Consider the following 21,278-nt stretch of genomic DNA (forward strand, 5'->3'; position numbering starts at 1 on the left):
AGGCGGGGTGCAGGACGGCCGCTTCAACCGTGAGGGAGCGCTTCGGGCGCGAAACCGGGTGCGCGCAGAGGGGCACGGCGAGGTTTGTGGCGCGGCGGGGCATCCAGCCTGTGCTCGACCCTGAGGGAGCGTCACGGACCGCGATGTCAAAGAGCGGAATTCAGTCTGACATGCCGGTGCGTCAAAATTGGTCGTGTGGGATCAGGCTGGGGTCTGAAGTACGGACACGCCGACCATTGCCGCCGCCGCTTCCAGTCCCTTGTCGAAGGTCGCGAGCGTCAGGTTGAAGTCCGCGGCGATGGCCAGATGCAGCGCGTCACCCGCACGCAGACCCGTCGAAAGGGATCGCACCAAACGCATCGCCGAGAGCAGGTGCTCCTCGCTGACAGGCGTGCGGGAGAAACTGTTCGGCAGGGTGTGAACCTGACCTGACAGCACCTCGAAGTCGGCGCTGGTCAGGTCGCCGGTCCGCACCTTCTTGGACAATCCGGAGAGGGTCTCGACAAGAGTCCAACTGCTGAGCGCAATGTCGAACCGGTCGTATGCGGCAATCAGTTGCCGCGCTTCGCGGGTTCTTGCTTCCTCGGTCAGGGAGGCGACCAGAACCGAGGCGTCGAGATAGAGGCTCAATAGGCGGCTTCGTCGCGCAGTCGCCGGAAGAAGTCGCCGGCGCTTTCCTTCTGGCGGGACATCCTCCTGCTGGTCGCCTCAACAGCGGCCCAGTCGAAGGGCTGGGAGTCGACGGGCGGGAGCAGGCGGCGTGGGGCGGCGGTCAGGCGAGCGGCGACGCGGCCATTGAGGACGATCTCGACGTCCTCACCCGCCTCTGCGCGGGAGACGAGCTCTTCCAGATGGGTAGCGGCGTCCGAAACGGTGACCCTGTCCATCCGGCTATTCTACCAGACATGGAACAGGGTCGCCACTCGCGGCGTCAGGCCGGCTTTTCTTCCAGACGCTTGTCCAGATAGGCGCCGACGCGGGTTTCAACGGCGTCCATGTGGTCCTGCCAGAAGTGGCTGGCGCCTTCTTCCAGTTCGTAGTCGATGACGATGCCCTTCTGGGTGCGCAGCTTGTTGACGACGCGCTCGACCTCGACCGGCGGGACGATGCTGTCGGCGGTGCCGTGCAGGAACAGGCCCGAAGCCGGGCAGGGGGCCAGGAAGGAGAAGTCGTACATGTTCGACGGCGGCGAGACCGAGATGAAGCCGTCGGTTTCCGGGCGGCGCATCAGCAGCTGCATGCCGATGTAGGCGCCGAACTGGTAGCCGGCGACCCAGGTCTGGGTGGCGGCGGGGTTATTGGCCTGCAGCCAGTCCAGGGCGGTGGCGGCGTCGGCCAGTTCACCGATGCCCGAGTCGAACTCGCCCTGGGACTTGCCCACGCCGCGGCTGTTGTAGCGCAGGGTGGCGAAGCCGCGCTTCACGAACAGCTGGTACAGGGTCACCGCGACCGGGTTGTTCATGTGCCCGCCGGCCTTGGGGTGCGGGTGCAGGATCAGGGCGATCGGCGCATTCGGACGCTTGCCCGGGGAATAGCGGCCTTCGATACGGCCAGAGGCGCCGGGCAGGATGACTTCAGGCATGGGCGGAGCGAATTCCCGTGTTCAAACATCATTTCGCAGCTGCGTAATACTTGACCGCAGCAGTAGGACTTTCTAAGTCCACCGCGCGCGTCGACGCCTTTGCGAAGGCGCGGGTTCTAGCACAGGAGCCCCGAAAAGCGCGCGGTTTTTAAGGGTGTGCGAATGCGTCTGTCGGCCAAGGGACGATACGCCGTGATGGCGATGGCCGATCTGGCCCGGAACGGACGCGACGCCGGAGGTCAGGCGCGGGCTGTTTCGCTGGCCGAAATCGCCACCCGGCAGGAGATTTCCCTGAGCTATCTGGAGCAGCTGTTCGCTCGCCTGCGCAAGAGCGGACTGGTGTCCAGCGTGCGTGGTCCGGGCGGCGGCTATCGCCTGTCGCAAGGCGCCGAGGTGACCATGGTGGCGGATATCGTGCTGGCCGTGGACGAACCGATCCGCGCCACCCGCTGCGTGGCCCATGGCACGCCGAAGGGCTGCATGCTGGGCGGCGAGCGCTGCATCACCCACGACCTGTGGGAAGACCTCGGCGCTGAAATCCACGCCTATCTGGCGGCGGTGTCGCTGGAGGACGTGGTGCTGCGCCGGACCGGCGCGCGCCGCCGTTCCGAAGCGTTCAAGGTTCCGGTCGCGGGAGTGGCGGCATGACCGGCCTCCTGACCTTCATGCTGGTCGCCATGCTGGGTGAGCCGACCCGGACCCTGACGCCCTGCGATGACCTCCGGAGCATTCCGGTCGGCACGGAAGTGATTGTCGAGGGGCGCTACTTTACGGACTTCGTGCATGGCGAGGCCCTGCAAGCAGATAGCTGCCAGGTCCGTATTGGACTGGGGGCGAGTGCAAGCGGGCCCCTGGCCGATCGATTTCTCGATGCGACCTGGCGGCAGCGTCCGTATCCCATGAGCGATAGCGGCGGCGTCACCCTTCGAGTGAAGGGCGTTGTCCAGATGGAGCCTCATGGGCATCTCGGCATGTCTCCCCAGCCGTTCATTCGGACCGCAGAACTCCTGAACGTCACTGTTGATGAGGGGCGCGGCCAATGAGCGTCTATCTGGATTACAACGCCTCGGGTCTGGTTCGTCCGGAAGTTCAGGAAGCCATGGCCAAGGCCCTGGCCGACAACGGCAATCCGTCGGCGGTGCATGCCGCCGGTCGCCGGGCGCGGGCGCGCATCGAGACGGCGCGGGCGCAGGTGGCCGAGCTGATCGGCGCCGATCCGACCGCGATCACCTTCTCGTCGGGCGGGACCGAGTCCAATGCGCAGGCCATCGTCAGCGCGCTGAAGGGCGGCTGCGAGCGGCTGATCGTCAGCGCGACGGAGCATCCGTGCGTGGCCGAGGCGGCGCTGGCGTCGGGCGCGCCGGTCGAGGTGCTGCCGGTCGATGCGAACGGCGTGGTCGATCTGGACTGGCTGGCCGAGGCGCTGGCGCGTCCGGGCGTGGCCGTGGTCGCCATCCATCATGCGAACAACGAAAGCGGCGTGATCCAGCCCATCGTCGAGGCGGCGAAGCTGGTGCGGGCCGCGGGTGGCTGGCTGCACGTCGACGCGATCCAGTCGGCGGGCAAGATCCCGGTCGACATGCGGACGCTGGACGCGGACAGCCTGACCCTGTCGGCGCACAAGCTGGGCGGGCCGCAGGGCGTCGGCGCCCTGGTGCTGAAGCCGGGCCGCGAGGCGGTGCGCATCCTGCACGGCGCCGGACAGGAGCGCGGCATGCGCGCGGGCACCGAGAATGTGCCGGGCCTGACGGGCTTCGGCGTGTCGGCGGCCTGTGCGGCGCGTGATCTTGACGACGCGATGGCCCACGTCGGCTGGCGCGACGCCGCCGAGGCGCGGGCCAAGGCGGCGGGCGCCGTGATCATTGGTGGCGCGGTCGAGCGCCTGCCCAACACCCTGTTCATGGCGGTCGAGGGCTGGGACAGCCCGCAGCAGCTGATCACCCTGGATCTGGCCGGGGTGATGATCTCGGCGGGCAGCGCCTGTTCGTCGGGCAAGACCAAGCCGTCCAAGACCATCAGCGCCATGGGGCTGCACGATCTCGCCACGGGCGGGGTGCGGGTCTCGGGCGGCTGGGGCACCACCGAACAGGACTGGACCCGTTTCGCCGACGCCTGGGTGTCTGCGTACGAAAAGCATAAGTCGCGCGTCAGCGAACGCGCGAAGGAAGTCGCGTAAGTCATGGCCGCCGTTAAGGAAACCGTCGACGCCGTTGCCGCGCTGGAGAAGTATGCGCACGGCTTCACCTCGGACATCGAGCAGGAGTTCGCGCCCAAGGGGCTGAACGCCGACATCGTGCGCTTCATCTCCGAGAAGAAGGGCGAGCCGGAGTGGATGCTGGAATGGCGGCTGGCTGCCTTCGAGCGCTGGCAGGCCATGGAGGAGCCGACCTGGGCGGCGGTGAAGTATGAGCCGGTCGACTATCAGGACCTGTATTACTACGCCGCGCCGGTGAAGAAGGAGGGGCCGAAGTCCCTCGACGAGGTCGATCCGGAGCTGCTGGAAGTCTACGCCAAGCTGGGCATCCCGCTGAAGGAGCAGGAAGTGCTGGCGGGGGTGCAGGGCGCGCCGAAGGTGGCGGTGGACGCCGTGTTCGACAGCGTGTCGGTGGTGACGACCTTCAAGGCCGAGTTGGCCAAGGTCGGCGTCATTTTCATGCCGATTTCCGAGGCCTTGCGCGAACATCCTGAGCTGGTGCGTCAGTACCTCGGCTCGGTCGTGCCGGTGTCGGACAACTATTTCGCGGCGCTGAACAGCGCGGTCTTCAGCGACGGGTCGTTCGTCTACATCCCGCCGGGCGTGCGCTGCCCGATGGAGCTGTCGACCTATTTCCGCATCAACGCCAGCCAGACCGGCCAATTCGAGCGGACCCTGATCATCGCTGACAAGGGCAGCTACGTTTCCTATCTGGAGGGCTGCACGGCGCCGATGCGCGACGAAAACCAGCTGCATGCGGCGGTGGTCGAGATCGTGGCGCTGGACGACGCCGAGGTGAAATACTCGACCGTCCAGAACTGGTACCCCGGCGACGCCGAGGGCAAGGGTGGCATCTACAACTTCGTTACCAAGCGCGCGGACTGCCGCGGCGACCGGTCGAAGGTGTCGTGGACGCAGGTGGAGACCGGCAGCGCCGTCACCTGGAAATACCCATCCTGCATCCTGAAGGGTGAGGAGAGCTCGGGCGAGTTCTACTCGATCGCCATCACCAACGGGCATCAGCAGGCCGACACCGGCACCAAGATGATCCACTTGGGCAAGAATTCGAAGTCGCGGATCATCGCCAAGGCGGTGTCGGCGGGCAAGTCGGACTCGACCTATCGCGGCCAGGTGTCGGTGCATCCGAAGGCGACGGGCGTGCGCAACTTCACCCAGTGCGACAGCCTGCTGATCGGCAAGGAATGCGGCTCGCACACCATTCCCTACATCGAGGCCCGCAACGGCTCGGCCCAGCTGGAGCACGAGGCGACGACGACCCGCCTGAGCGAGGACCAACTGTTCTACGCCCAGCAGCGCGGCTTGTCGCAGGAGGAGGCGGTGGCCCTGCTGGTCAACGGCTTCGTCCGCGACGTGCTGCAGGAACTGCCGATGGAGTTCGCCGTCGAGGCGCAGAAGCTGGTGGCGATCTCGCTGGAAGGGAGCGTGGGCTAGTGTTCGGCTGGTTCGAACGTAGGAAGCCGACCGCGGACGCCACCATCGGTGTTCCGCCCTATGACTGGCAGCCGAAGCGCATGGTCGCGGTGACCTATGCGCTGGCCGGGCGCGACGAGGCCGAGTGGCAGGCGTTTTCCGCGCGGGCGGAGGCGAAGGCGGACTTCCGGCCCCTGAAGGATTTCGAGCCGCTGCAGGGCGAACCCGCCAGGGCCGGCCTCGATCCCGACGTCCGCTGGTGGGCGCGGGTCGGCGACGAGCTGTGGTTCCTCGCGGATCGCGACTGGTTCGACTGGCCCGATCCCCAGCAGTACGCCCTTCTGGTCGGGAACCGGACCGGGAAGAAGTTGATGCAGTTCGGCAATTTCGGGGTGCTGCCCGCCGCCTGGACCTTGCCGGCCTCTGAGCTCGCCGAAAGGAGCGTGGGATGAGTTCCGCCATCGAGCTGCTTCTCGCTTCACCGCCTGAACGAGATTTCCTGACCTGCGAGCTTCTTCAAGATGACGAGGTGTTCGCTGAGGTTCGCATTGAAGGCGCGGGGTTCGCTGTTGAACTCCGCCCCCGACATGGCGGGGCCTCGTGGGACCTGAACTACGACGATCTTCTCAAGGCGCTGACCGAGGCCAAGGGCCATCTGTCGGCTGTCGATACCAGCGTGATTATCTGATGCTCTCCATCTCCAACCTCCACGTCACCGTCGGCGAGAAGCCGATCCTCAAGGGGCTGACGCTCGAAGTGCCGGCGGGCGAGGTGCACGCCGTCATGGGGCCGAACGGGGCCGGCAAGTCGACGCTGGGCTACGCCCTGTCGGGTCGTCCGGGCTATGAGGCGACCGAAGGCTCGGTCCAGTGGAACGGCGCCGATCTGCTGGAGCTCGATCCGGCGGAGCGCGCGGCCAAGGGCGTCTTCCTGTCGTTCCAGTATCCGCTGGAGATCCCCGGCGTGCCGGCGATGACCTTCATCCGCACCGCCCTGAACGCCCAGAAGCGCGCGCGTGGCGAGGAGGAGGTCTCGGCCCCCGCCTTCCTGAAGCTGGTCAAGGCGGCGTCGCAGGCGCTGAAGATGGACTTCGACATGCTCAAGAGGCCCTTGAATGTCGGCTTCTCGGGCGGTGAGAAGAAGCGGATGGAGATCCTGCAGATGGCCCTGCTGGAGCCGTCGCTGCTGATCCTCGACGAGACGGACTCGGGCCTGGACATCGACGCCCTGCGCATCGTGTCGGAAGGCGTGAACGCCCTGCGGTCGCCGGAGCGGTCGATGCTGGTGATCACCCACTACCAGCGCCTGCTGGACTACATCAAACCCGACCGGGTGCACGTGCTGGCCGCCGGCCGCATCGTCGCCTCAGGCGGCCCGGAGCTGGCGCTGCAGCTCGAGGCCGAGGGCTATGACAAGTATGTGGCGGAGGCGGCGTGAACGCGCTTCCCCTCATTGATCTGAAGGACGCGTCCAGCTTCCCGTCGCGGCGGGTCGAGGCGTGGAAATATTCGGACCTTCGGAAGTATCTGCGCGAGGCGCCGGAGCCGTCGCCGTCGGCGGCGCTGCCGGTCGCGGGCGGCGGGCCGTTCGAGGCGCTGGGCGGTGACGCCATGGTGTTCGTCAACGGCCGGGCCGTGGGCGTGGACACTCTGATGGCGTCGGGCGAGCAGACCCTGCGCCTGCGCTTCGTGTCGAAGGCTGAAGGCACCGGCCATGCGGCGACCGCCCGCATCTCGGCGCGGGCCGGGGCGAAGCTGCTGCTGCTGGAGACCCACGAGGGGACCGGCTCGGCCTATGTGGCGCACAACCGGCTGGAGCTGGACGTGGCGCGCGGGGCCGAGGTGATCCGCGTGGTGCTGATCGAGGAGCCCGCGGACGCCATTTCGGTGACCCAGGCCGAGGTGCGGGTCGAGGCGGGCGGCGTCTATCGCCAGACCGTGCTGACGACCGGCGCCAAGCTGCAACGGATCGAGACCCAGCTGCTTCATTTCGCGCAGGGCGCGGACGTGCGTCTGGACGGCGCCTATGCGCTGTCGGGCGAGCGGCATGCGGACCTGACCACGGTGGTCGATCACGTGGCCGCCGACGGCCTGACCAGCCAGCTGACCAAGGGCGTGGTGCGCGACACGGCGCGCGGCGTCTTCCAGGGCAAGATCATCGTGGAGCGCGGGGCCGACGGCACCGACGCCCGGATGCAGCACCATGCGCTGATCCTGGGCGAGCGCGGCGAGATCGACGCCAAGCCGGAGCTGATCATCTACGCCGACGACGTCCAGTGCGCGCACGGGAACACCGTCGGCAATCTGGACGAGGCGGCCCTGTTCTACATGCAGCAGCGCGGCATTCCGGCCGATGAGGCCCGCGCCCTGCTGGTTGAGGCCTTCCTGATCGAGGTCGTGGACCGCATCGCGCACGAAGGCGCGAGAGAGGCGGCGAGGGCATGGCTGACGGAACGACTGTGACCCGCTTTGACCCCTACGCCGCCCGCGCCCAGTTCCCGATCCTGTCGCGGACGGTGAACGGCAAGCCGCTGGTCTATCTGGACTCGGCCGCCTCGGCGCAGAAGCCGCGGGCGGTGATCGACGCCCTGACGGCGGCGATGGAAGGCAGTTACGCCAACGTCCATCGGGGCCTGCACACCCTGGCCAACGAGACGACCGAGGCCTTTGAGGCGGCGCGCGAGAGCGTGGCGCGGTTCCTGAACGCCGAGGGGCCGGACAACATCGTCTGGACCAAGGGCGGGACCGAGGCGATCAATCTGGTGGCGTCCAGCCTGGGCCAGTCCATCCAGCCGGGCGACGAGATCATCGTCAGCCAGATGGAGCACCACTCCAACATCGTGCCCTGGCATCTGCTGCGCGAGCGGCGCGGGGCGGTGCTGAAGTGGATCCCGCTGCTGGACGACGGGTCGCTGGACATGGAGGCCTATGCCGAGCTGCTGGGGCCGAAGACGAAGATCGTCGCGGTGACCCACATGTCGAACGTGCTGGGCACCATCAATCCGGTCGCAGAGATCACCCGAATGGCCCACGCGGTCGGCGCCAAGGTGCTGATCGACGGTTGTCAGGGGGCGGTGCACGGCCTGCCGGATGTGCAGGCCATCGGCTGCGACTTCTACGCCTTCACCGGCCACAAGTTGTATGGCCCGACCGGGATCGGCGCCCTGTACGGCACGACCGCCGCGCTGGAGGCCCTGCCGCCCTATCAGGGCGGGGGCGAGATGATCGAGACGGTGGAGATGGAGCGCGTCACCTACGCGAAGCCGCCGCACCGGTTCGAGGCGGGCACGCCGCCGATCCTGGAGGCCATCGGGCTGGGGGCGGCCATCGAATGGCTGAACCAGTACGACCGCGCCGCCATCGACGCCCATGAGCGCGCCCTGTACGCCCATGCCCGCGCGCGGCTGGACGGGGTGAACTGGCTGAAGGTCATCGGCGAGGCGGAAGGGAAGGGCGCGATCCTGACCTTCACCGTCGAGGGCGCCCACGCCCATGACATCGCCCAGGTGATGGACCGTTACGGCGTGGCCGTGCGGGCCGGACTGCACTGTGCGGAGCCTCTGGCCAAACGATTTGGCCTGACGTCGAGCGCCCGGGCCAGCTTCGCCCTATATAACACCCTTGAGGACGCCGACGCCTTCGCCGACGCCCTGATCAAGGCGCGTGAGTTCTTTGCATGACCGACCAGACGACCCCTGCTGAAGCCCCTGCTGTCGAGGACGACGGCGGCCGCGCCGCCGCGGTCGAGTCCGGCAAGATCAGCCAGCAGGAACTTGACCATCTGACCGACGGCATCATCGAGGCGCTGAAGTCGGTCTATGATCCGGAAATCCCGGTCGACATCTATGAGCTGGGCCTGATCTACAAGGTCGACCTGTCGGACGAGCGCGACGTGGCCGTCGAGATGACCCTGACCGCGCCGGGCTGCCCGGTGGCCGGTGAAATGCCGATCTGGGTCGAGCAGGCTGTGATGAAGGTCGAGGGCATCCGTTCGGCCCGCGCCGAGATCGTGTTCGATCCGCCGTGGGATCCCTCCAAGATGAGCGACGAGGCCAAGCTCGCGCTCAACATGTTCTGAGGCCCGGGATGAGCGAACTGCAAGCCACGCCCCGTCCGCGCCGTCCGCGCCCCGCGATCGTCACCCTGACGGACGCAGCCGCCGCGCGCGTGATGGAACTGACCGCCGACAAGCCGGTGAAGGGCCTGCGCGTGGGCATCAAGAACGGCGGCTGCGCCGGTCAGGAGTACACCTTCGGCTTCGCCGAAGAGGTGGGGCCGCTGGATGAGGTGGTGACCGACAAGGGCGCCACCGTGGTGATCGACGGCAAGGCCGTGCTGTATCTGATCGGCACCCAGATCGATTTCGAGACGACCAAGCTGGCCTCGAAATTCGTCTTCCGTAATCCCAACGAGACCGACGCCTGCGGTTGTGGCGAGAGCGTCACCATCGTTCCCCTGAAGGCCGACTGACATGATCCGCCTTGAGGGGGTGACCCGCCGCTATCGCAGCGCGGCGGGCGAGCGCGTGGCGCTGGACAGCGCCGATCTGGAGATCGCCAAGGGCGAGGTCTTCGGCGTGGTCGGTCGTTCGGGCGCCGGCAAGTCGACCCTGATCCGCACCATCAACCGTCTGGAGACGCCGGACGCGGGCAAGGTGTTCGTGGACGGGCAGGAAATCACCGCCCTGAACCCGGCCGAGCTGCGCGCCGCGCGCCGTCGGATCGGCATGATCTTCCAGCATTTCAACCTGCTGAACGCCAAGACCATCTTCGACAACGTGGCCTTTCCGCTGCGTCTGGAAGGACGGCCCGACGCCGAGGTGAAGGCGCGGGTGAGCGAGTTGCTGGCGCGGCTGGGCCTGTCGGAGCATGCGAACAAGCATCCGGCCCAGCTGTCGGGCGGGCAGAAGCAGCGGGTCGGTATCGCGCGGGCGCTGGCTTGCGGGCCTTCGGTCCTGCTGTGCGACGAGGCGACCAGCGCGCTGGACCCGGAGACGACCGAGGACATCCTGACCCTGCTGGATCAGCTGAACCGCGAGCTGGGCCTGACCATCGTGCTGATCACCCACCAGATGGAGGTGGTGCGCCGGGTCTGCGACCGCGTGGCCGTGCTGAAGGACGGCCGGATCGTCGAGCAGGGCGCGACGGCGGACGTCTTCCTGCACCCGCAGCATCCGGTGACCCAGGCCATGCTGGCCGAGGGCGAGGAGGCGTTCGACGCCTCCGTCGTGCCCGCCGGCGCAAAGCTGGCGAAGCTGACGTTCCGCGGCGCCTCGACCTATGAACCCGAGCTGAGCCGCGTCGCGCGGTCGGTGGGCGTGGACTATTCGATCCTGTCGGGCCGCATCAGCCGCATCCGGGGCGAGCCCTATGGCCAGCTGGTCGTGGCCTTCACCGGCGGCGACGCCGAGGCCGCGACGGCGCAACTGACTGCGCGCGGCGTGCGGGTGGAGGCGGTCTGATGTTCGATAATGTGGCCAAGAACATTGACTGGACCGAGATCGGCCGGGCGACCATCGACACCCTGCTGATGCTGGGTGGATCGCTGGTGCTGACGGTGGTGCTGGGCGTGCCGCTGGGCGTGCTGCTGTATCTGTCGGGCAAGGGGCGGCTGGCGGCCAATCCGGTGCTGAACGCCGTGCTGTCCTTCGTCGTCAATGTGCTGCGCTCGGTGCCCTTCATCATCCTGCTGATCGTCATGCTGCCGGTGACGGTGCTGCTGGTCGGGACCTCGCTGGGCGTGGCCGGGGCCATTCCGCCGCTGGTCGTCGGCGCGGCGCCCTTCTATGCGCGACTGGTCGAGACGGCCCTGCGCGAGGTGGACAAGGGCGTGGTCGAGGCGACGCAGGCCATGGGCGGCTCGACCTTCCAGATCGTCACTCGCGCCCTGCTGCCCGAGGCCCTGCCCGGCGTCTTCGCCGGGGCGACCGTCACCGCGATTGCTCTGGTCAGCTACACCGCCATGGCGGGCGTGGTCGGGGCCGGTGGTCTGGGCGACCTGGCCGTGCGTTTCGGCTATCAGCGCTTCCAGACGGACGTCATGGTCGTGACCGTCGTCCTGTTGCTGGTGCTGGTTCAAATCCTTCAGATGATCGGCGACCGTCTGGTCACCGCCGTCTCCCACCGCTGATCGCTCCCCCCGAAAGGCTCACGCCATGATCCGTCGTTCGCTCCTGCTCTCCGCCGCCGCCGTCCTGACGCTCGCTGCCTGTGGCGCGGGCGGTGAGAAGAAGGGCGGGGAGGGCGGCGCCCTGATCGTCGGCGCCACCGCCGTGCCGCACGCCGAAATCCTGGAGGTCGTGAAGCCGATCCTCGCCGCCGAGGGCGTGCCGATCGAGATCAAGGTGTTCAACGATTACGTCCAGCCGAACACCCAGCTGGCCGAGAGCCGCCTGGACGTGAACTACTTCCAGACCAAGCCCTATCTGGACGAGTTCAACGCCGCGCGCGGGACCAGCCTGATCACCGTCGCGGGCGTGCACGTCGAGCCGCTGGGCCTGTATTCGCGCAAGCACACGGCGCTGGCCGCCCTGCCGAACGGGGCGCAGATCGTGCTGCCGAACGACGCCTCGAACACCGGGCGCTCGCTGCTGCTGCTGCAGGCGGCCGGGCTGATCACCCTGCGTGACGGCCAGAACCCGCTGCAGACGGTGCGCGACATCACCGGCAATCCGAAGGGCTTCGTCTTCCGCGAGGTCGAGGCCGCGACCATCCCGCGCATCCTGCCGCAGGTGGACGGGGCGGTGATCAACACCAACTACGCCCTCGACGCCGGCCTGAAGCCGCGCACCGATGCCCTGACGCTGGAAGGCGCCGACAGCCCCTACATCAACTATCTGGTGGCTCGTCCGGACAATCAGAACGACCCGCGCGTCCAGGCGCTGGCCCGCGCCCTGCGCAGCCAGCCGGTCAAGGACTTCATCGCCCAGCGGTATGAGGGGGCGGTGATTCCGGCCGCTTAGGTTTCAGGTTCGAGGTTTCAGGTTCTGGGGACTTGAGGCGCCCTGAAACCTGAAACCCAGAGCCTAGCCCCTGCCTTCGGCTTTGCGCACCTCATCCGGCGTCGGCACCTGAACCGCGGGTGTCACCGGATTTCCGGTGGCTTCGGCGATCAGCTCGGCGGTGCGGCCTTCGACAGCGGCCTCGAGGCGGGCGAGGAACTCGTCCTTGGGCAGGCCGGTGGGGATGGGGGCGAGGAACTCCAGCGTGGCCGTACCCGGATGCTTTTCGAACGCCTCCTGTGGCCAGAACAGGCCCAGATTGGTGGCGAGGGGCACGACCGGCATGTTGAAGTCGCGGTACATGTGCCAGACGCCGGAACGGTAACGGAATTTCTCGCCGACCTTGGCCAGATTGCCCTCGGGGTAGATGAGGATCTTGCGGCCCTCGGCATGGGCGTCGGCGGCGCGGTGCTTCAGGGCCTCGCGGGCGGCGCGGCCGCCGCAGTTGTTGACCACGATGGCCCCCAGCTTGCGCAGGACCGTGCCCAGCAGCGGAAACTTCTCCAGATGGTCGCCGGTGACGAAGGCCAGGTCGGTGAACCGGTCGTAGGTGGCGAAGCCATCGCCCCAACTCTGGTGCTTTGAGGCGATGATGAAGGCGCCCTTCGGCAGCCGGTCCTCGCCGCGATACTGGATACGGATACCGGCCAGCACCCGCATGGCCCAGACCATGCGGCGGACGTAGCGGCGGATGATCCAGCCGGTCGCCTGACGGCCGGGCGCCAGCGCCGCGACACAGGCGGCGAGGGTGTAGGTGATGGACAGCGACCAGTAGGCGATCGCGAAGGCGAAACTGCGCATGGCCGGACTATGCCCGGTTTCGACGGGCCGCCAAGGGCTCAGGCGGCCTGTTCGAGGACGTCCGCGGCGGTGACCCGGTTCCGGCCCGCGCGCTTGGAGGCGTAAAGGGCGGTGTCGGCCCGCTCCAGCAGGGTGGAGGCGGTGTCGCCCGGACGGTGCAGGGCGAAGCCGGCCGAGATGGTCACGGCGCCCAGTTCGTCATTGGTCGAGCGGCGACGCAACGAGCGGGACGAGATTTCCTTGCGGATCGCTTCCAGCGCCGTCGCGACATGGCCGGCGTCCTCGCGCGGGAAGATCACGGCGAACTCCTCGCCGCCATAGCGGGCGGCGATGCGCGGCAGCTGGCCGAAGCGGCCGATGACGCTGGCGACATAGCGCAGGACCTGATCGCCGGTCTGATGGCCCCAGGTGTCGTTGAATCGCTTGAAGTGGTCGACGTCGAGCACGGCCAGGATCATCGGTTCGTTGGTCGCATTGGCCTGTTCGCAGGCGGCGGCCAGATGCTCGTCGAAGGCCTTGCGGTTGGCCAGATTGGTCAGGGCGTCGGTCATCGCATCGCGACGGACCTGCTCCAGATGCTCGCGCAGGCGGGCGACTTCCTTGGTCGAGACGTCGAGGCGCTTCTCCAGCGTCTCGTTCTCGCGCTGGATGCGGCGGGTGGCGGTGGTCAGGTTGCCGACGATGGACTTCAGCGCGGCGCCGTCGCCGGCGGACTCGATGCTGCTGGCGGCCTTGTCGAGGGTCTGGCCATAGGCCGACTGGGACTTGTGGGCGCGCGAGATGGCTTCGGCGACGCTGGACAGCTCGCGGTCCAGCACCCGACCGGCGTCGCGGATTTCCTCGGTCAGGCGACCGCGCGGGAGGTATTCGGCCGCCAGCATGTCGGCGGTGGCCTCGGTGAAGGGCTCCTGCTCGGCCAGCAGGCGCTGGATCTCGCGGCCCAGGGCGCCGTCGGGATCACCGAGGTAGTGCAGCCAGAGTTCGAAATTCAGCGGGGTCGGCCAGACGCCGGCGGCTTCCATCTCATCAATGACACGACGCGAGAGGTTGTAGGCGCCCGGTTCACGCAGCGTGGTTTCGACCGATGAGGCCATGCGGAATTCTTCCCCGAAGCATCGATCCCTTCTGACCGACGCAGGGCAGGACGATAGAACGAGGGTAGGTAACGGGGGGTTAAGCGGGGCCATTCGGCCCGCGAAAAACTCAGCCCTTGATGGTCACCGGACGGCGCAGGAAGGCCGGAATATCCGCGTCGCCGAACGGGCGGCCGTTGCCGGCGCGCGGCTCTTCCGTCGAGGCGGCGTCGCGACGCTCCGAGCCCCGGCCGCGGCCCCGCTCGCGGCGCGGTTCGCGACCAGTGGAAGGGGAGGCAGGCGGCGCTTCAGACTCGACCTCGGCGACGATTTCGGCCGGGCTGGCGACGTCGGCGACGACCTCGGGCGCGGGCTTGGCGCTGCGGCGGCTGCGGGTGCGGCGCGCCGGAGCGGCCTCGGTCTCGGCCGCGACGGCGGGGGCGACGACGTCCTCTACGGCGGTCTCGTTGACGGTTTCGGCGGCGTCCTCGCGGCGGGCGCGGGCAGGGCGGTCGCCCCGGTCACGGCCGCGGCCGCGCTTGTCGCCCCGACCGCCGTCACGACCGCCGTCGCGACGCGACTGGTCCTTGATGGCCGAGAAATCGACGCCGTCCAGCGGCAGTTCGACCGGATCCTTCTTGATCAGCTTCAGCACCTTGTCGAGCGACTTGTCGTCCGACGGGGTGACGATCATGAAGGCCTCGCCCAGACGCCCGGCGCGGCCGGTGCGGCCGATGCGGTGGACGTAGTCGTCGGCGTGGTGCGGGACGTCGTAGTTGAAGACGTGGCTGACGGCCGGGATGTCCAGACCGCGCGCGGCGACGTCGGAGGCCACCAGAAGCTTCAGCGCGCCCGAGCGGAAGTCCGCCAGCGTCTTCATGCGCAGGGACTGGTCCAGGTCGCCGTGGATCGGCGCGGCATCAAAGCCGTGCGTCTTCAGCGACTTGGCGACGATATCGACTTCCGACTTGCGGTTGCAGAAGACGATGCCGTTCTGCACATCGCCACGCTCGATCAGCATGCGCAGGGCGGTGCGCTTGGCCTTCGGGTCCGAGGTCGGAAGACGGGTGATGTGCTGGGTGATGGTGTCGGCGGTCTGGGCCGGACGCGAAACCTCGATCCGGGTCGGATCCTTGAGGAACTGGGTCGTCAGGCGGGTGATCTCCGGCGGCATGGTGGCCGAGAAGAACAGGGTCTGGCGACGCGGCGGCGTCAGTTTGAAGATGCGCTCGATGTCCGGGATGAAGCCCATGTCCAGCATGCGGTCGGCTTCGTCGATGACCATCAGCTCGACGCCGGTCAGCAGGATCTTGCCGCGCTCGAACAGGTCCAGCAGGCGGCCCGGGGTGGCGATCAGGACGTCGACGCCCTTGGTCAGCAGGGCGACCTGGTCGCCCATCGACACGCCGCCGATCAGCAGGGCCCAGTTGAGCTTGGTGCCCTTGGCGTATTTGGCGAAGCTTTCGGCGACCTGGTCGGCCAGTTCGCGGGTCGGGGCCAGCACCAGGGCGCGCGGCATGCGGGCGCGGGCGCGGCCCGAGGCCAGACGGTCCACCATCGGCAGGGTGAAGGCGGCGGTCTTGCCGGTGCCGGTCTGGGCGATGCCCAGCACGTCGCGGCCGGCGAGAGCGACCGGAATGGCCTGGGCCTGGATTGGGGTGGCGGTCGTATAGCCGGTGTCGGCGACCGCTTGCAGGGTCGTGGGCGAGAGGCCCAGTTGCGAAAATTCAGTCATGGGTCCTTGGGACGATGGAAGGACGCCCCGCGCATCGGGCCGTCGTGCGATGTCTCGGAACCGCCCTGTGCCGTGGGCGAGCGGGCGGCGCGAATTCGCCAATCCTGTCCCGTAACGTGGGCCGCATATAGAAGCCCCTGCGTGATAGTCAACTATTCGTATGGCGCCGTTCGGGGGTTGGCAGGACCTAACGGATTGTTAATAGTGCCCTCGCCTTGGGAAGGGTCTTAGTGAGGGTCTCTGCATGTTGCGTGCGCTTGCCGTAGCGACCATTGCGGTCGTGTGTCTCGCCGCTGGTCCGGGCCGGACCGATATGAACGCCGCCTTCGGCAACACCGTGGTGTCCCGCTATCCCGACGGCGGATGGGTCAAGCACTGGTTCAACGCCGACGGCAGCTATGCCGCCCAGTTCTCCGACGGCCGTCGCCTGGCGGCGCGCTGGAGCGTGCAGGGCGAGCGGGTCTGCCTGACCAATATGCGCCCCAACATGCTGATCCCGCGCTTCTGCACGGCGATGATCGAGGCCGATATCGGCGACTCCTGGCACTCGCGTGATCCGCTGGGCCGCCGCGTTCAGAACGTGCTGGTCGCCGGTCGCCCATAAGACCGGACGTCAGTCCAGAATCTTCCGCCTGTAGACCTTCAGGAAGACCCGTCCGCGCGCCCCGCCGGACGGCAGGGACGCATTGTCGGCCGGTCCGAACCGCACCACGCCGTTGAAGCCCTCGCGCGCCGCCTGCATGCCGGGATCGGTCACCGCATCCACCGGCGTGGCCACGCCCTGTCCCTGACCGCCGTGGCGCACCAGGACCGCGCCGGTCGTGGGTTCGATCCGGAAATGCAGAAGCTCGTTCAGCGCGCTGACGCCCTGGATATGCTCGTCGAACCAGAAGCGACGGTCGATCTCGAAGACGGGGTTCTCGAGGCTGAGCTGAAGGGCGAACTCCATGGCGCGGCCCTGTCCGGTTTCGGCGCTCAGCGGCGACATCAGATAGAGGGACGCGGCCGTGCGTTGGGGGTCGTACTCCTTCTGCCCCTTCGGCTGGCCGTCAGGTCCGATCTCCGGCGCGATGAAGTCGATCAGCCGGTTGTCGGCCTTCTTCGTGAAGGCGGCGGGGAAACGAACGCCGGAGGCTGTTTCGTTGCGGCGTTCGTGCAGGCGGACCTGCTGGCCCCGGACGGTGGCGATCACGTCCAGTACATAGTTGGTCGTCGCCGTCTGTCCGGTCCTGAGCTTTCCGGCCACATTGTCGGGGACCCGGATGGCGTCCAGCCGCACGTCCACATCGACCCGCCAGTCGCCGAACAGGAAGCGCCTCAGGTTCTGGTAGCCCTCCTCGGAGTTGACCATGCCCAGCGGGCCGCCGTGGGCGCGCGAGATGTAGGCGCGGGGCGAGTGCTGACGCTGATCACCTGAATCATCGACGGTGTAGGCGTTGCTGCACATGACCAGGCCGTCGCTCAGCTCTCCCGTCAGATGTTGCTGGGCTGGTCATAGTCTTTCCAGTTGGTCCCGATGATGCAGAAGGTCCGGTCGACCTCGAGCGCGCCGTCCAGATCGCGGGCTTCCTTCGGCTGGCCCTTGGGCCCGGCGCCCAGGCCGAGGTAGCCGCGGATGACCTTGCGATTGAAGTTGCGGGTCTGGAGCACGGAGACGGGCCCCAGGTCCGGCACGTTCTGGCCCAGGAACTCGATGCCGTTGTGCGGCGTGCCGTAGGTGAACAGGCTGGCCACCAGCGACCCGGAGCCCAGGTCCAGCGCCGGGTCGTCGAGGTAGGGCTTCTGGCGGCAGATCTTCTGCAGGTACGAGCGGGCCACAAGTCCGCCTTGCGAATGGGCGACCAGATGCACCTTGAACGCCATGCGGGCGGCAGCGTCGGTTCCACAGACCTTGTCACGGATCTTCAGGATCTGGCGGCGCAGGTCGAGGGCGTAGTCCTCCAGCGGCAGGCGCTCGCCATCGTAGGTCGATGAGGCCAGGTCATAGTAGCGGTGCAGCCAGATCGACTTCCAGTCGACCTTTTCGTCCGAGTCGTAGCCGGGCAGGTTGGAGCGGTAGCTGGGATCGTAATCATGATCCTTCATCAGCCGGACCACGACCGACTCGAAGAAGAAGGGGCGGATGGCGCCGCTGGAGTCCTGCCGGGTTTTGGTCGAGCCCTGCTCGAAGCCGAGGAAGGCCTGATCGACCGCCCCCTCGATATCGGACTTCGACGCCGCGAATCCGCGGATCAGGACGATCGGAAACCAGGGCGCTTGCATGGCGTCGCTCCGCACAACCTTACGGAGAGTGTAGCCGAAACTTGTGAGAGTGGGAACCGTGGCGCTGGCGGGGCAGGGCCCGAAACACAAACGGCCGCTCCCGAAGGAGCGGCCGTGTGGTCATCGTCAGGGACAATGGAGAGAAACGAGGTGCGCCACTTTCGTGAGAAAGTGGCGCGAGTGACGGGGCTCGAACCCGCGACCTCCGGCGTGACAGGCCGGCACTCTAACCAACTGAGCTACACCCGCGTTTCCCGGCCGAAGCGCTGGTGCGCCGCGGCGAGGGGCGTCGTTTAGGCGGGCTCGCCGGGCGCGTCAACAGCTCGTTTGCGGAAAAATTCGGATCAGCGTTTTTCAACCCCCGGACCGGCCACGGCGGCGGCCTCCGGCGGGGCCGACGGACCCGTCAGACCGCCTTCCGCCGGGGTCTGGATCGCCTCGGCGGGCGGAGGCGGCTCATAGTGAACGCCCACGCCCGGCCCCAGCGGCAGGTCCAGCGCCACCCAGGCGGCGACCATCAGCAGGCCAGCGACGAGGAAGGCCCCGGCATAGGGCAGCATGGTCGACATCAGCGATCCGAGGCCGAACTTCGGATCCCAGCGCTGGGCGAAGGTCAGGATGAGCGGGAAGTAGCTCATCAGCGGGGTGGCGATGTTGGTGACGGAATCGCCCATCCGGTAGGCGGCGGTGGTCATCTCCGGGCTGATTCCCAGCAGCATGAACATCGGCACCACGATGGGGGCCAGCGCCGACCATTTGGCCGAGGCCGAACCGATGAACAGGTCGAAGAAGCAGGAGACCAGAACGACAGTGATCAGCAGCAGGGGCGTCGGCAGGGCGACCTCCTGCAGGCCCGCGGCGGCGTTGACCGCCAGGATCGGCCCCAGACCCGACCAGTTGAACATGGCCACGAAGTGGGCGGCGAAGAAGGCCAGCACGATATAGGGCGCCAGCTGCGACAGCCCCTCGACCATCATCCGCACCATGTCGCGGTGCGACTTCACCGATCCGGCGCCGGCCCCGAAGGCTCCGCCCGCCACGAAGAAGGTGATGGCGAAGAAGGCGACCAGCGAGCGGTAGAGGGGATTGTACTCCTGACCCGCCTCGGCCTCGAGATCGACGAAGGGGGAGCCGGGCAGGAGGGTGATGGCGGTCCACAGGGCGATCATGCCCAGAACGGCGAGGCCGGCCCAGGCCAGGCCGCGCTTCTCGGGGGCGGTGAGGGGCGTCTTCTCGTCCGCCGCGGGGGCGTCCTTGGCCGAGGTCGGGGTCCACTGGCCCAGCCGGGGCTCGATGATCCGGTCGGTCAGGAACCAGACGATGGGGGTGAAGACGACCACGACGCCGACGATGAAGAACCAGTTGCCGGCGATGTTCACCGAGTAGGAGGGATCGATCAGGCGGGCGGCGGGCTCGGTGATGCCCAGGATCAGGGCGTCGGAGGCGCCGGGGAAGAGGTTGCCCGCGTATCCGCCGGAGACGGCGGCGAAGCCGGCGGCCAGACCGGCCAGCGGATGGCGGCCCGCGGCGGCGAAGATGACGGCGGCCAGCGGGATCACGACCACATAGGAGGCGTCCGAGGCGTGGTGGGACATCATGCCGACAATCACGACCACGGGAGTCAGGATGGCCTTGGGCGCGTTCAGAAGGGCCCCGCGAATGGCCGTGGCGAACAGGCCGGACCGCTCGGCGACCGAGGCGCCATAGATGATGGTGATGACGATCCCCAGCGGCGGGAATTCGGCCAGGGTCTTGGGCATGCCGATGATCAGCCGCTCAAGGTTTTCGGCGGAGAGCAGGCTCTGGGCGGCGAGGGTGTCCCCGGTGACTGGATTGACCGCGGACCAGCCCAGCCCGGAGCCGACGAGGCTGAGCACGACCAGTCCGAGGATCAGCCAGAGGAAGAGGAAAACGGGGTCGGGGAGGCGATTCCCGATCCTCTCGACTGTGTTCAATACGCGCGCGCCAATGGCCATTCGTCTGTGTCCCCGACGATGAAGTTTACGTGACGCGAAGGGACGCGACGGGACGTTTCGACGCAAGGGGAACGACGTGCGACCAACTGTCCTGAAAATTGCGAACGATTCTCAGGAAAATCCTTTTGCCGCATGGGTTTGAACCTTGGGCGATCCGGGTCTAGAAAGCGCCGATTCCGCCTCTCCCAAACCGGCGGACGAGGTCCATACGGATGAATGCATTCTTTCTCGAATATCTGCCGATCGTGATCTTTCTCGGGATCGCGGCGGTGATCGGGCTCGTCTTTATGCTGGCGGCCTGGATCATGGCCCCCACGAACCCCGACTCCGAGAAGCTGTCCGCCTATGAGTGCGGCTTCAATGCGTTCGACGACGCGCGCATGAAGTTCGACGTGCGGTTCTATCTGGTGTCGATCCTCTTCATCATCTTCGATCTGGAAGTGGCCTTCCTGTTCCCCTGGGCGGTGTCGATGTTCGACCTGTCGCAGGCGGGCATGGTGTTCGCCTTCTGGTCGATGATGATCTTCCTCGGCGTTCTGACCGTCGGCTTCATCTACGAATGGAAGAAGGGCGCGCTCGAATGGGAGTGACCACCAACAACGTCCCGCTGATCGGCATGGGCAATTCCGGCGCGTCGCCGGTCGGGCCGGGCGCCTCGTCGCCGGTCGCCTATGGCATGGGCGCCCGCTCGATGGTCGAGGGCTATGATCCCGCGATCCACGACAAATTCTTCGAGCAGGTGAACGCCGAACTGGGCGAGCGCGGCTTCCTGACGACCTCGCTGGACGACGTGATCCAGTGGGCCCGCACCGGCTCGCTGATGTGGATGACGTTCGGCCTGGCCTGCTGCGCCGTCGAGATGATCCAGATGTCGATGCCGCGTTTCGACGTCGAGCGCTTCGGCATGGCGCCCCGCGCCAGCCCGCGTCAGTCGGACCTGATGATCGTCGCCGGCACCCTGACCAACAAGATGGCCCCGGCCCTGCGCAAGGTCTACGACCAGATGCCCGACCCGCGCTACGTGGTGTCGATGGGCAGCTGCGCGAACGGCGGCGGCTATTATCACTACAGCTACAGCGTTGTTCGCGGTTGTGACCGGGTCGTTCCGGTGGACGTTTACGTGCCCGGGTGCCCGCCGACGGCGGAGGCGCTGCTGTACGGGCTGCTGCAGCTGCAGAAGAAGATCCGTCGTACGGGGACCATCGAGCGATGACCTCTCTGGTGA

Annotated in this window: 26 protein-coding genes and 1 tRNA gene; 17 read left to right on the top strand and 10 right to left on the bottom strand. The window is 67.3% G+C overall.

Annotated elements, in window-relative coordinates:
* Positions 1 to 201: 201 nt before the first annotated feature.
* From ACFQQC_RS12465 to ACFQQC_RS12475, 3 genes are read right to left on the bottom strand one after another with little or no spacing between them, the layout of a single operon-like run.
* Positions 202 to 630, bottom strand: coding sequence for a type II toxin-antitoxin system VapC family toxin (locus tag ACFQQC_RS12465; RefSeq protein ID WP_376862737.1), 429 nt, complete (start codon positions 628 to 630; stop codon positions 202 to 204).
* On the bottom strand, positions 627 to 887 hold the full coding sequence (locus ACFQQC_RS12470) for a type II toxin-antitoxin system Phd/YefM family antitoxin (RefSeq protein WP_376862738.1): 261 nt from the start codon (positions 885 to 887) through the stop codon (positions 627 to 629). Before ACFQQC_RS12470 ends, ACFQQC_RS12465 begins: the two co-directional genes overlap by 4 nt.
* Positions 888 to 931: 44 nt before the next feature.
* Positions 932 to 1,582, bottom strand: coding sequence for an alpha/beta hydrolase (locus tag ACFQQC_RS12475; RefSeq protein ID WP_376862739.1), 651 nt, complete (start codon positions 1,580 to 1,582; stop codon positions 932 to 934).
* A gap of 162 nt (positions 1,583 to 1,744) precedes the next feature.
* Between ACFQQC_RS12475 and ACFQQC_RS12480 the strand changes: the two genes are divergently transcribed.
* Genes ACFQQC_RS12480 through ACFQQC_RS12545 form a run of 14 tightly spaced genes read left to right on the top strand, consistent with a single transcriptional unit; the run spans position 1,745 to position 12,167 of the window.
* Positions 1,745 to 2,230: an Rrf2 family transcriptional regulator gene (locus ACFQQC_RS12480; RefSeq protein ID WP_376862740.1), complete on the top strand. Its 486-nt coding sequence runs from the start codon at positions 1,745 to 1,747 to the stop codon at positions 2,228 to 2,230.
* Positions 2,227 to 2,625: a hypothetical protein gene (locus ACFQQC_RS12485; RefSeq protein ID WP_376862741.1), complete on the top strand. Its 399-nt coding sequence runs from the start codon at positions 2,227 to 2,229 to the stop codon at positions 2,623 to 2,625. The genes ACFQQC_RS12480 and ACFQQC_RS12485 overlap by 4 nt, the downstream gene beginning before the upstream one ends.
* The gene (locus ACFQQC_RS12490) at positions 2,622 to 3,758 is read left to right on the top strand and encodes a cysteine desulfurase family protein (RefSeq protein WP_376862742.1); all 1,137 of its coding nucleotides are present in this window, start codon (positions 2,622 to 2,624) and stop codon (positions 3,756 to 3,758) included. Before ACFQQC_RS12485 ends, ACFQQC_RS12490 begins: the two co-directional genes overlap by 4 nt.
* Before the next feature lie 3 nt (positions 3,759 to 3,761).
* Positions 3,762 to 5,228, top strand: a complete 1,467-nt coding sequence (gene sufB / locus ACFQQC_RS12495) for a Fe-S cluster assembly protein SufB (RefSeq protein ID WP_376862743.1) — start codon at positions 3,762 to 3,764, stop codon at positions 5,226 to 5,228.
* On the top strand, positions 5,228 to 5,659 hold the full coding sequence (locus ACFQQC_RS12500; RefSeq protein ID WP_376862745.1) for a hypothetical protein: 432 nt from the start codon (positions 5,228 to 5,230) through the stop codon (positions 5,657 to 5,659). Before sufB ends, ACFQQC_RS12500 begins: the two co-directional genes overlap by 1 nt.
* Positions 5,656 to 5,895 (top strand): hypothetical protein, encoded by a 240-nt coding sequence (locus tag ACFQQC_RS12505; protein ID WP_376862746.1) that lies wholly within the window; start codon positions 5,656 to 5,658, stop codon positions 5,893 to 5,895. Before ACFQQC_RS12500 ends, ACFQQC_RS12505 begins: the two co-directional genes overlap by 4 nt.
* Positions 5,895 to 6,644 (top strand): Fe-S cluster assembly ATPase SufC, encoded by a 750-nt coding sequence (gene sufC / locus ACFQQC_RS12510; protein ID WP_376862747.1) that lies wholly within the window; start codon positions 5,895 to 5,897, stop codon positions 6,642 to 6,644. The genes ACFQQC_RS12505 and sufC overlap by 1 nt, the downstream gene beginning before the upstream one ends.
* A complete protein-coding gene (sufD, locus tag ACFQQC_RS12515) occupies positions 6,641 to 7,669 on the top strand; it encodes a Fe-S cluster assembly protein SufD (RefSeq protein WP_376862748.1) in 1,029 nt (342 codons plus the stop codon). Before sufC ends, sufD begins: the two co-directional genes overlap by 4 nt.
* Positions 7,648 to 8,886: an aminotransferase class V-fold PLP-dependent enzyme gene (locus tag ACFQQC_RS12520; protein WP_376862749.1), complete on the top strand. Its 1,239-nt coding sequence runs from the start codon at positions 7,648 to 7,650 to the stop codon at positions 8,884 to 8,886. The genes sufD and ACFQQC_RS12520 overlap by 22 nt, the downstream gene beginning before the upstream one ends.
* Positions 8,883 to 9,284 carry an SUF system Fe-S cluster assembly protein gene (locus ACFQQC_RS12525; RefSeq protein WP_376862750.1) on the top strand — a complete coding sequence of 134 codons (402 nt, stop codon included), beginning with the start codon at positions 8,883 to 8,885 and terminating at the stop codon, positions 9,282 to 9,284. The genes ACFQQC_RS12520 and ACFQQC_RS12525 overlap by 4 nt, the downstream gene beginning before the upstream one ends.
* Positions 9,285 to 9,292: 8 nt before the next feature.
* Positions 9,293 to 9,676 (top strand): HesB/IscA family protein, encoded by a 384-nt coding sequence (locus ACFQQC_RS12530; RefSeq protein WP_376862751.1) that lies wholly within the window; start codon positions 9,293 to 9,295, stop codon positions 9,674 to 9,676.
* Position 9,677: 1 nt separating this feature from the next.
* Complete coding sequence (locus ACFQQC_RS12535) at positions 9,678 to 10,667, top strand: methionine ABC transporter ATP-binding protein (protein ID WP_376862752.1); 990 nt, start codon at positions 9,678 to 9,680, stop codon at positions 10,665 to 10,667.
* Complete coding sequence (locus ACFQQC_RS12540) at positions 10,667 to 11,335, top strand: methionine ABC transporter permease (RefSeq protein ID WP_376862753.1); 669 nt, start codon at positions 10,667 to 10,669, stop codon at positions 11,333 to 11,335. The genes ACFQQC_RS12535 and ACFQQC_RS12540 overlap by 1 nt, the downstream gene beginning before the upstream one ends.
* A gap of 25 nt (positions 11,336 to 11,360) precedes the next feature.
* Positions 11,361 to 12,167: a MetQ/NlpA family ABC transporter substrate-binding protein gene (locus ACFQQC_RS12545; RefSeq protein WP_376862754.1), complete on the top strand. Its 807-nt coding sequence runs from the start codon at positions 11,361 to 11,363 to the stop codon at positions 12,165 to 12,167.
* Between the two features lie 63 nt (positions 12,168 to 12,230).
* Here the strand turns inward: ACFQQC_RS12545 and ACFQQC_RS12550 are convergent, their stop codons facing one another.
* From ACFQQC_RS12550 to ACFQQC_RS12560, 3 genes are all read right to left on the bottom strand, one after another.
* Positions 12,231 to 13,007 (bottom strand): lysophospholipid acyltransferase family protein, encoded by a 777-nt coding sequence (locus tag ACFQQC_RS12550; RefSeq protein ID WP_376862755.1) that lies wholly within the window; start codon positions 13,005 to 13,007, stop codon positions 12,231 to 12,233.
* A 38-nt stretch (positions 13,008 to 13,045) separates the two neighbouring features.
* On the bottom strand, positions 13,046 to 14,101 hold the full coding sequence (locus ACFQQC_RS12555) for a GGDEF domain-containing protein (protein ID WP_376862756.1): 1,056 nt from the start codon (positions 14,099 to 14,101) through the stop codon (positions 13,046 to 13,048).
* 109 nt (positions 14,102 to 14,210) lie between these two features.
* Complete coding sequence (locus ACFQQC_RS12560) at positions 14,211 to 15,815, bottom strand: DEAD/DEAH box helicase (protein WP_376862757.1); 1,605 nt, start codon at positions 15,813 to 15,815, stop codon at positions 14,211 to 14,213.
* A 244-nt stretch (positions 15,816 to 16,059) separates the two neighbouring features.
* Here ACFQQC_RS12560 and ACFQQC_RS12565 point away from each other — a divergent pair, with 244 nt between their 5' ends.
* Positions 16,060 to 16,419, top strand: coding sequence for a hypothetical protein (locus ACFQQC_RS12565; protein WP_376862758.1), 360 nt, complete (start codon positions 16,060 to 16,062; stop codon positions 16,417 to 16,419).
* Between the two features lie 9 nt (positions 16,420 to 16,428).
* On the opposite strand, the gene ACFQQC_RS12570 is transcribed toward ACFQQC_RS12565, so the two are convergent.
* From ACFQQC_RS12570 to ACFQQC_RS12585, 4 genes are all read right to left on the bottom strand, one after another.
* Positions 16,429 to 17,262 (bottom strand): hypothetical protein, encoded by an 834-nt coding sequence (locus tag ACFQQC_RS12570; protein WP_376862759.1) that lies wholly within the window; start codon positions 17,260 to 17,262, stop codon positions 16,429 to 16,431.
* A 26-nt stretch (positions 17,263 to 17,288) separates the two neighbouring features.
* A complete protein-coding gene (locus ACFQQC_RS12575; protein WP_376862760.1) occupies positions 17,289 to 18,077 on the bottom strand; it encodes an esterase/lipase family protein in 789 nt (262 codons plus the stop codon).
* 172 nt (positions 18,078 to 18,249) lie between these two features.
* A tRNA-Asp gene (locus tag ACFQQC_RS12580) sits at positions 18,250 to 18,326 on the bottom strand.
* A gap of 95 nt (positions 18,327 to 18,421) precedes the next feature.
* Positions 18,422 to 20,053, bottom strand: a complete 1,632-nt coding sequence (locus ACFQQC_RS12585; protein WP_376862761.1) for an AbgT family transporter — start codon at positions 20,051 to 20,053, stop codon at positions 18,422 to 18,424.
* Positions 20,054 to 20,265: 212 nt separating this feature from the next.
* On the opposite strand from ACFQQC_RS12585, the gene ACFQQC_RS12590 reads away from it, so the two are divergent.
* Positions 20,266 to 20,643: an NADH-quinone oxidoreductase subunit A gene (locus ACFQQC_RS12590; protein WP_376862762.1), complete on the top strand. Its 378-nt coding sequence runs from the start codon at positions 20,266 to 20,268 to the stop codon at positions 20,641 to 20,643.
* Positions 20,613 to 21,266 carry a NuoB/complex I 20 kDa subunit family protein gene (locus ACFQQC_RS12595; protein WP_376862763.1) on the top strand — a complete coding sequence of 218 codons (654 nt, stop codon included), beginning with the start codon at positions 20,613 to 20,615 and terminating at the stop codon, positions 21,264 to 21,266. The genes ACFQQC_RS12590 and ACFQQC_RS12595 overlap by 31 nt, the downstream gene beginning before the upstream one ends.
* Positions 21,267 to 21,278: the final 12 nt, after the last annotated feature.

This window comes from Brevundimonas sp. GCM10030266 (assembly GCF_042666595.1).
Taxonomy (GTDB): Bacteria; Pseudomonadota; Alphaproteobacteria; order Caulobacterales; family Caulobacteraceae; genus Brevundimonas.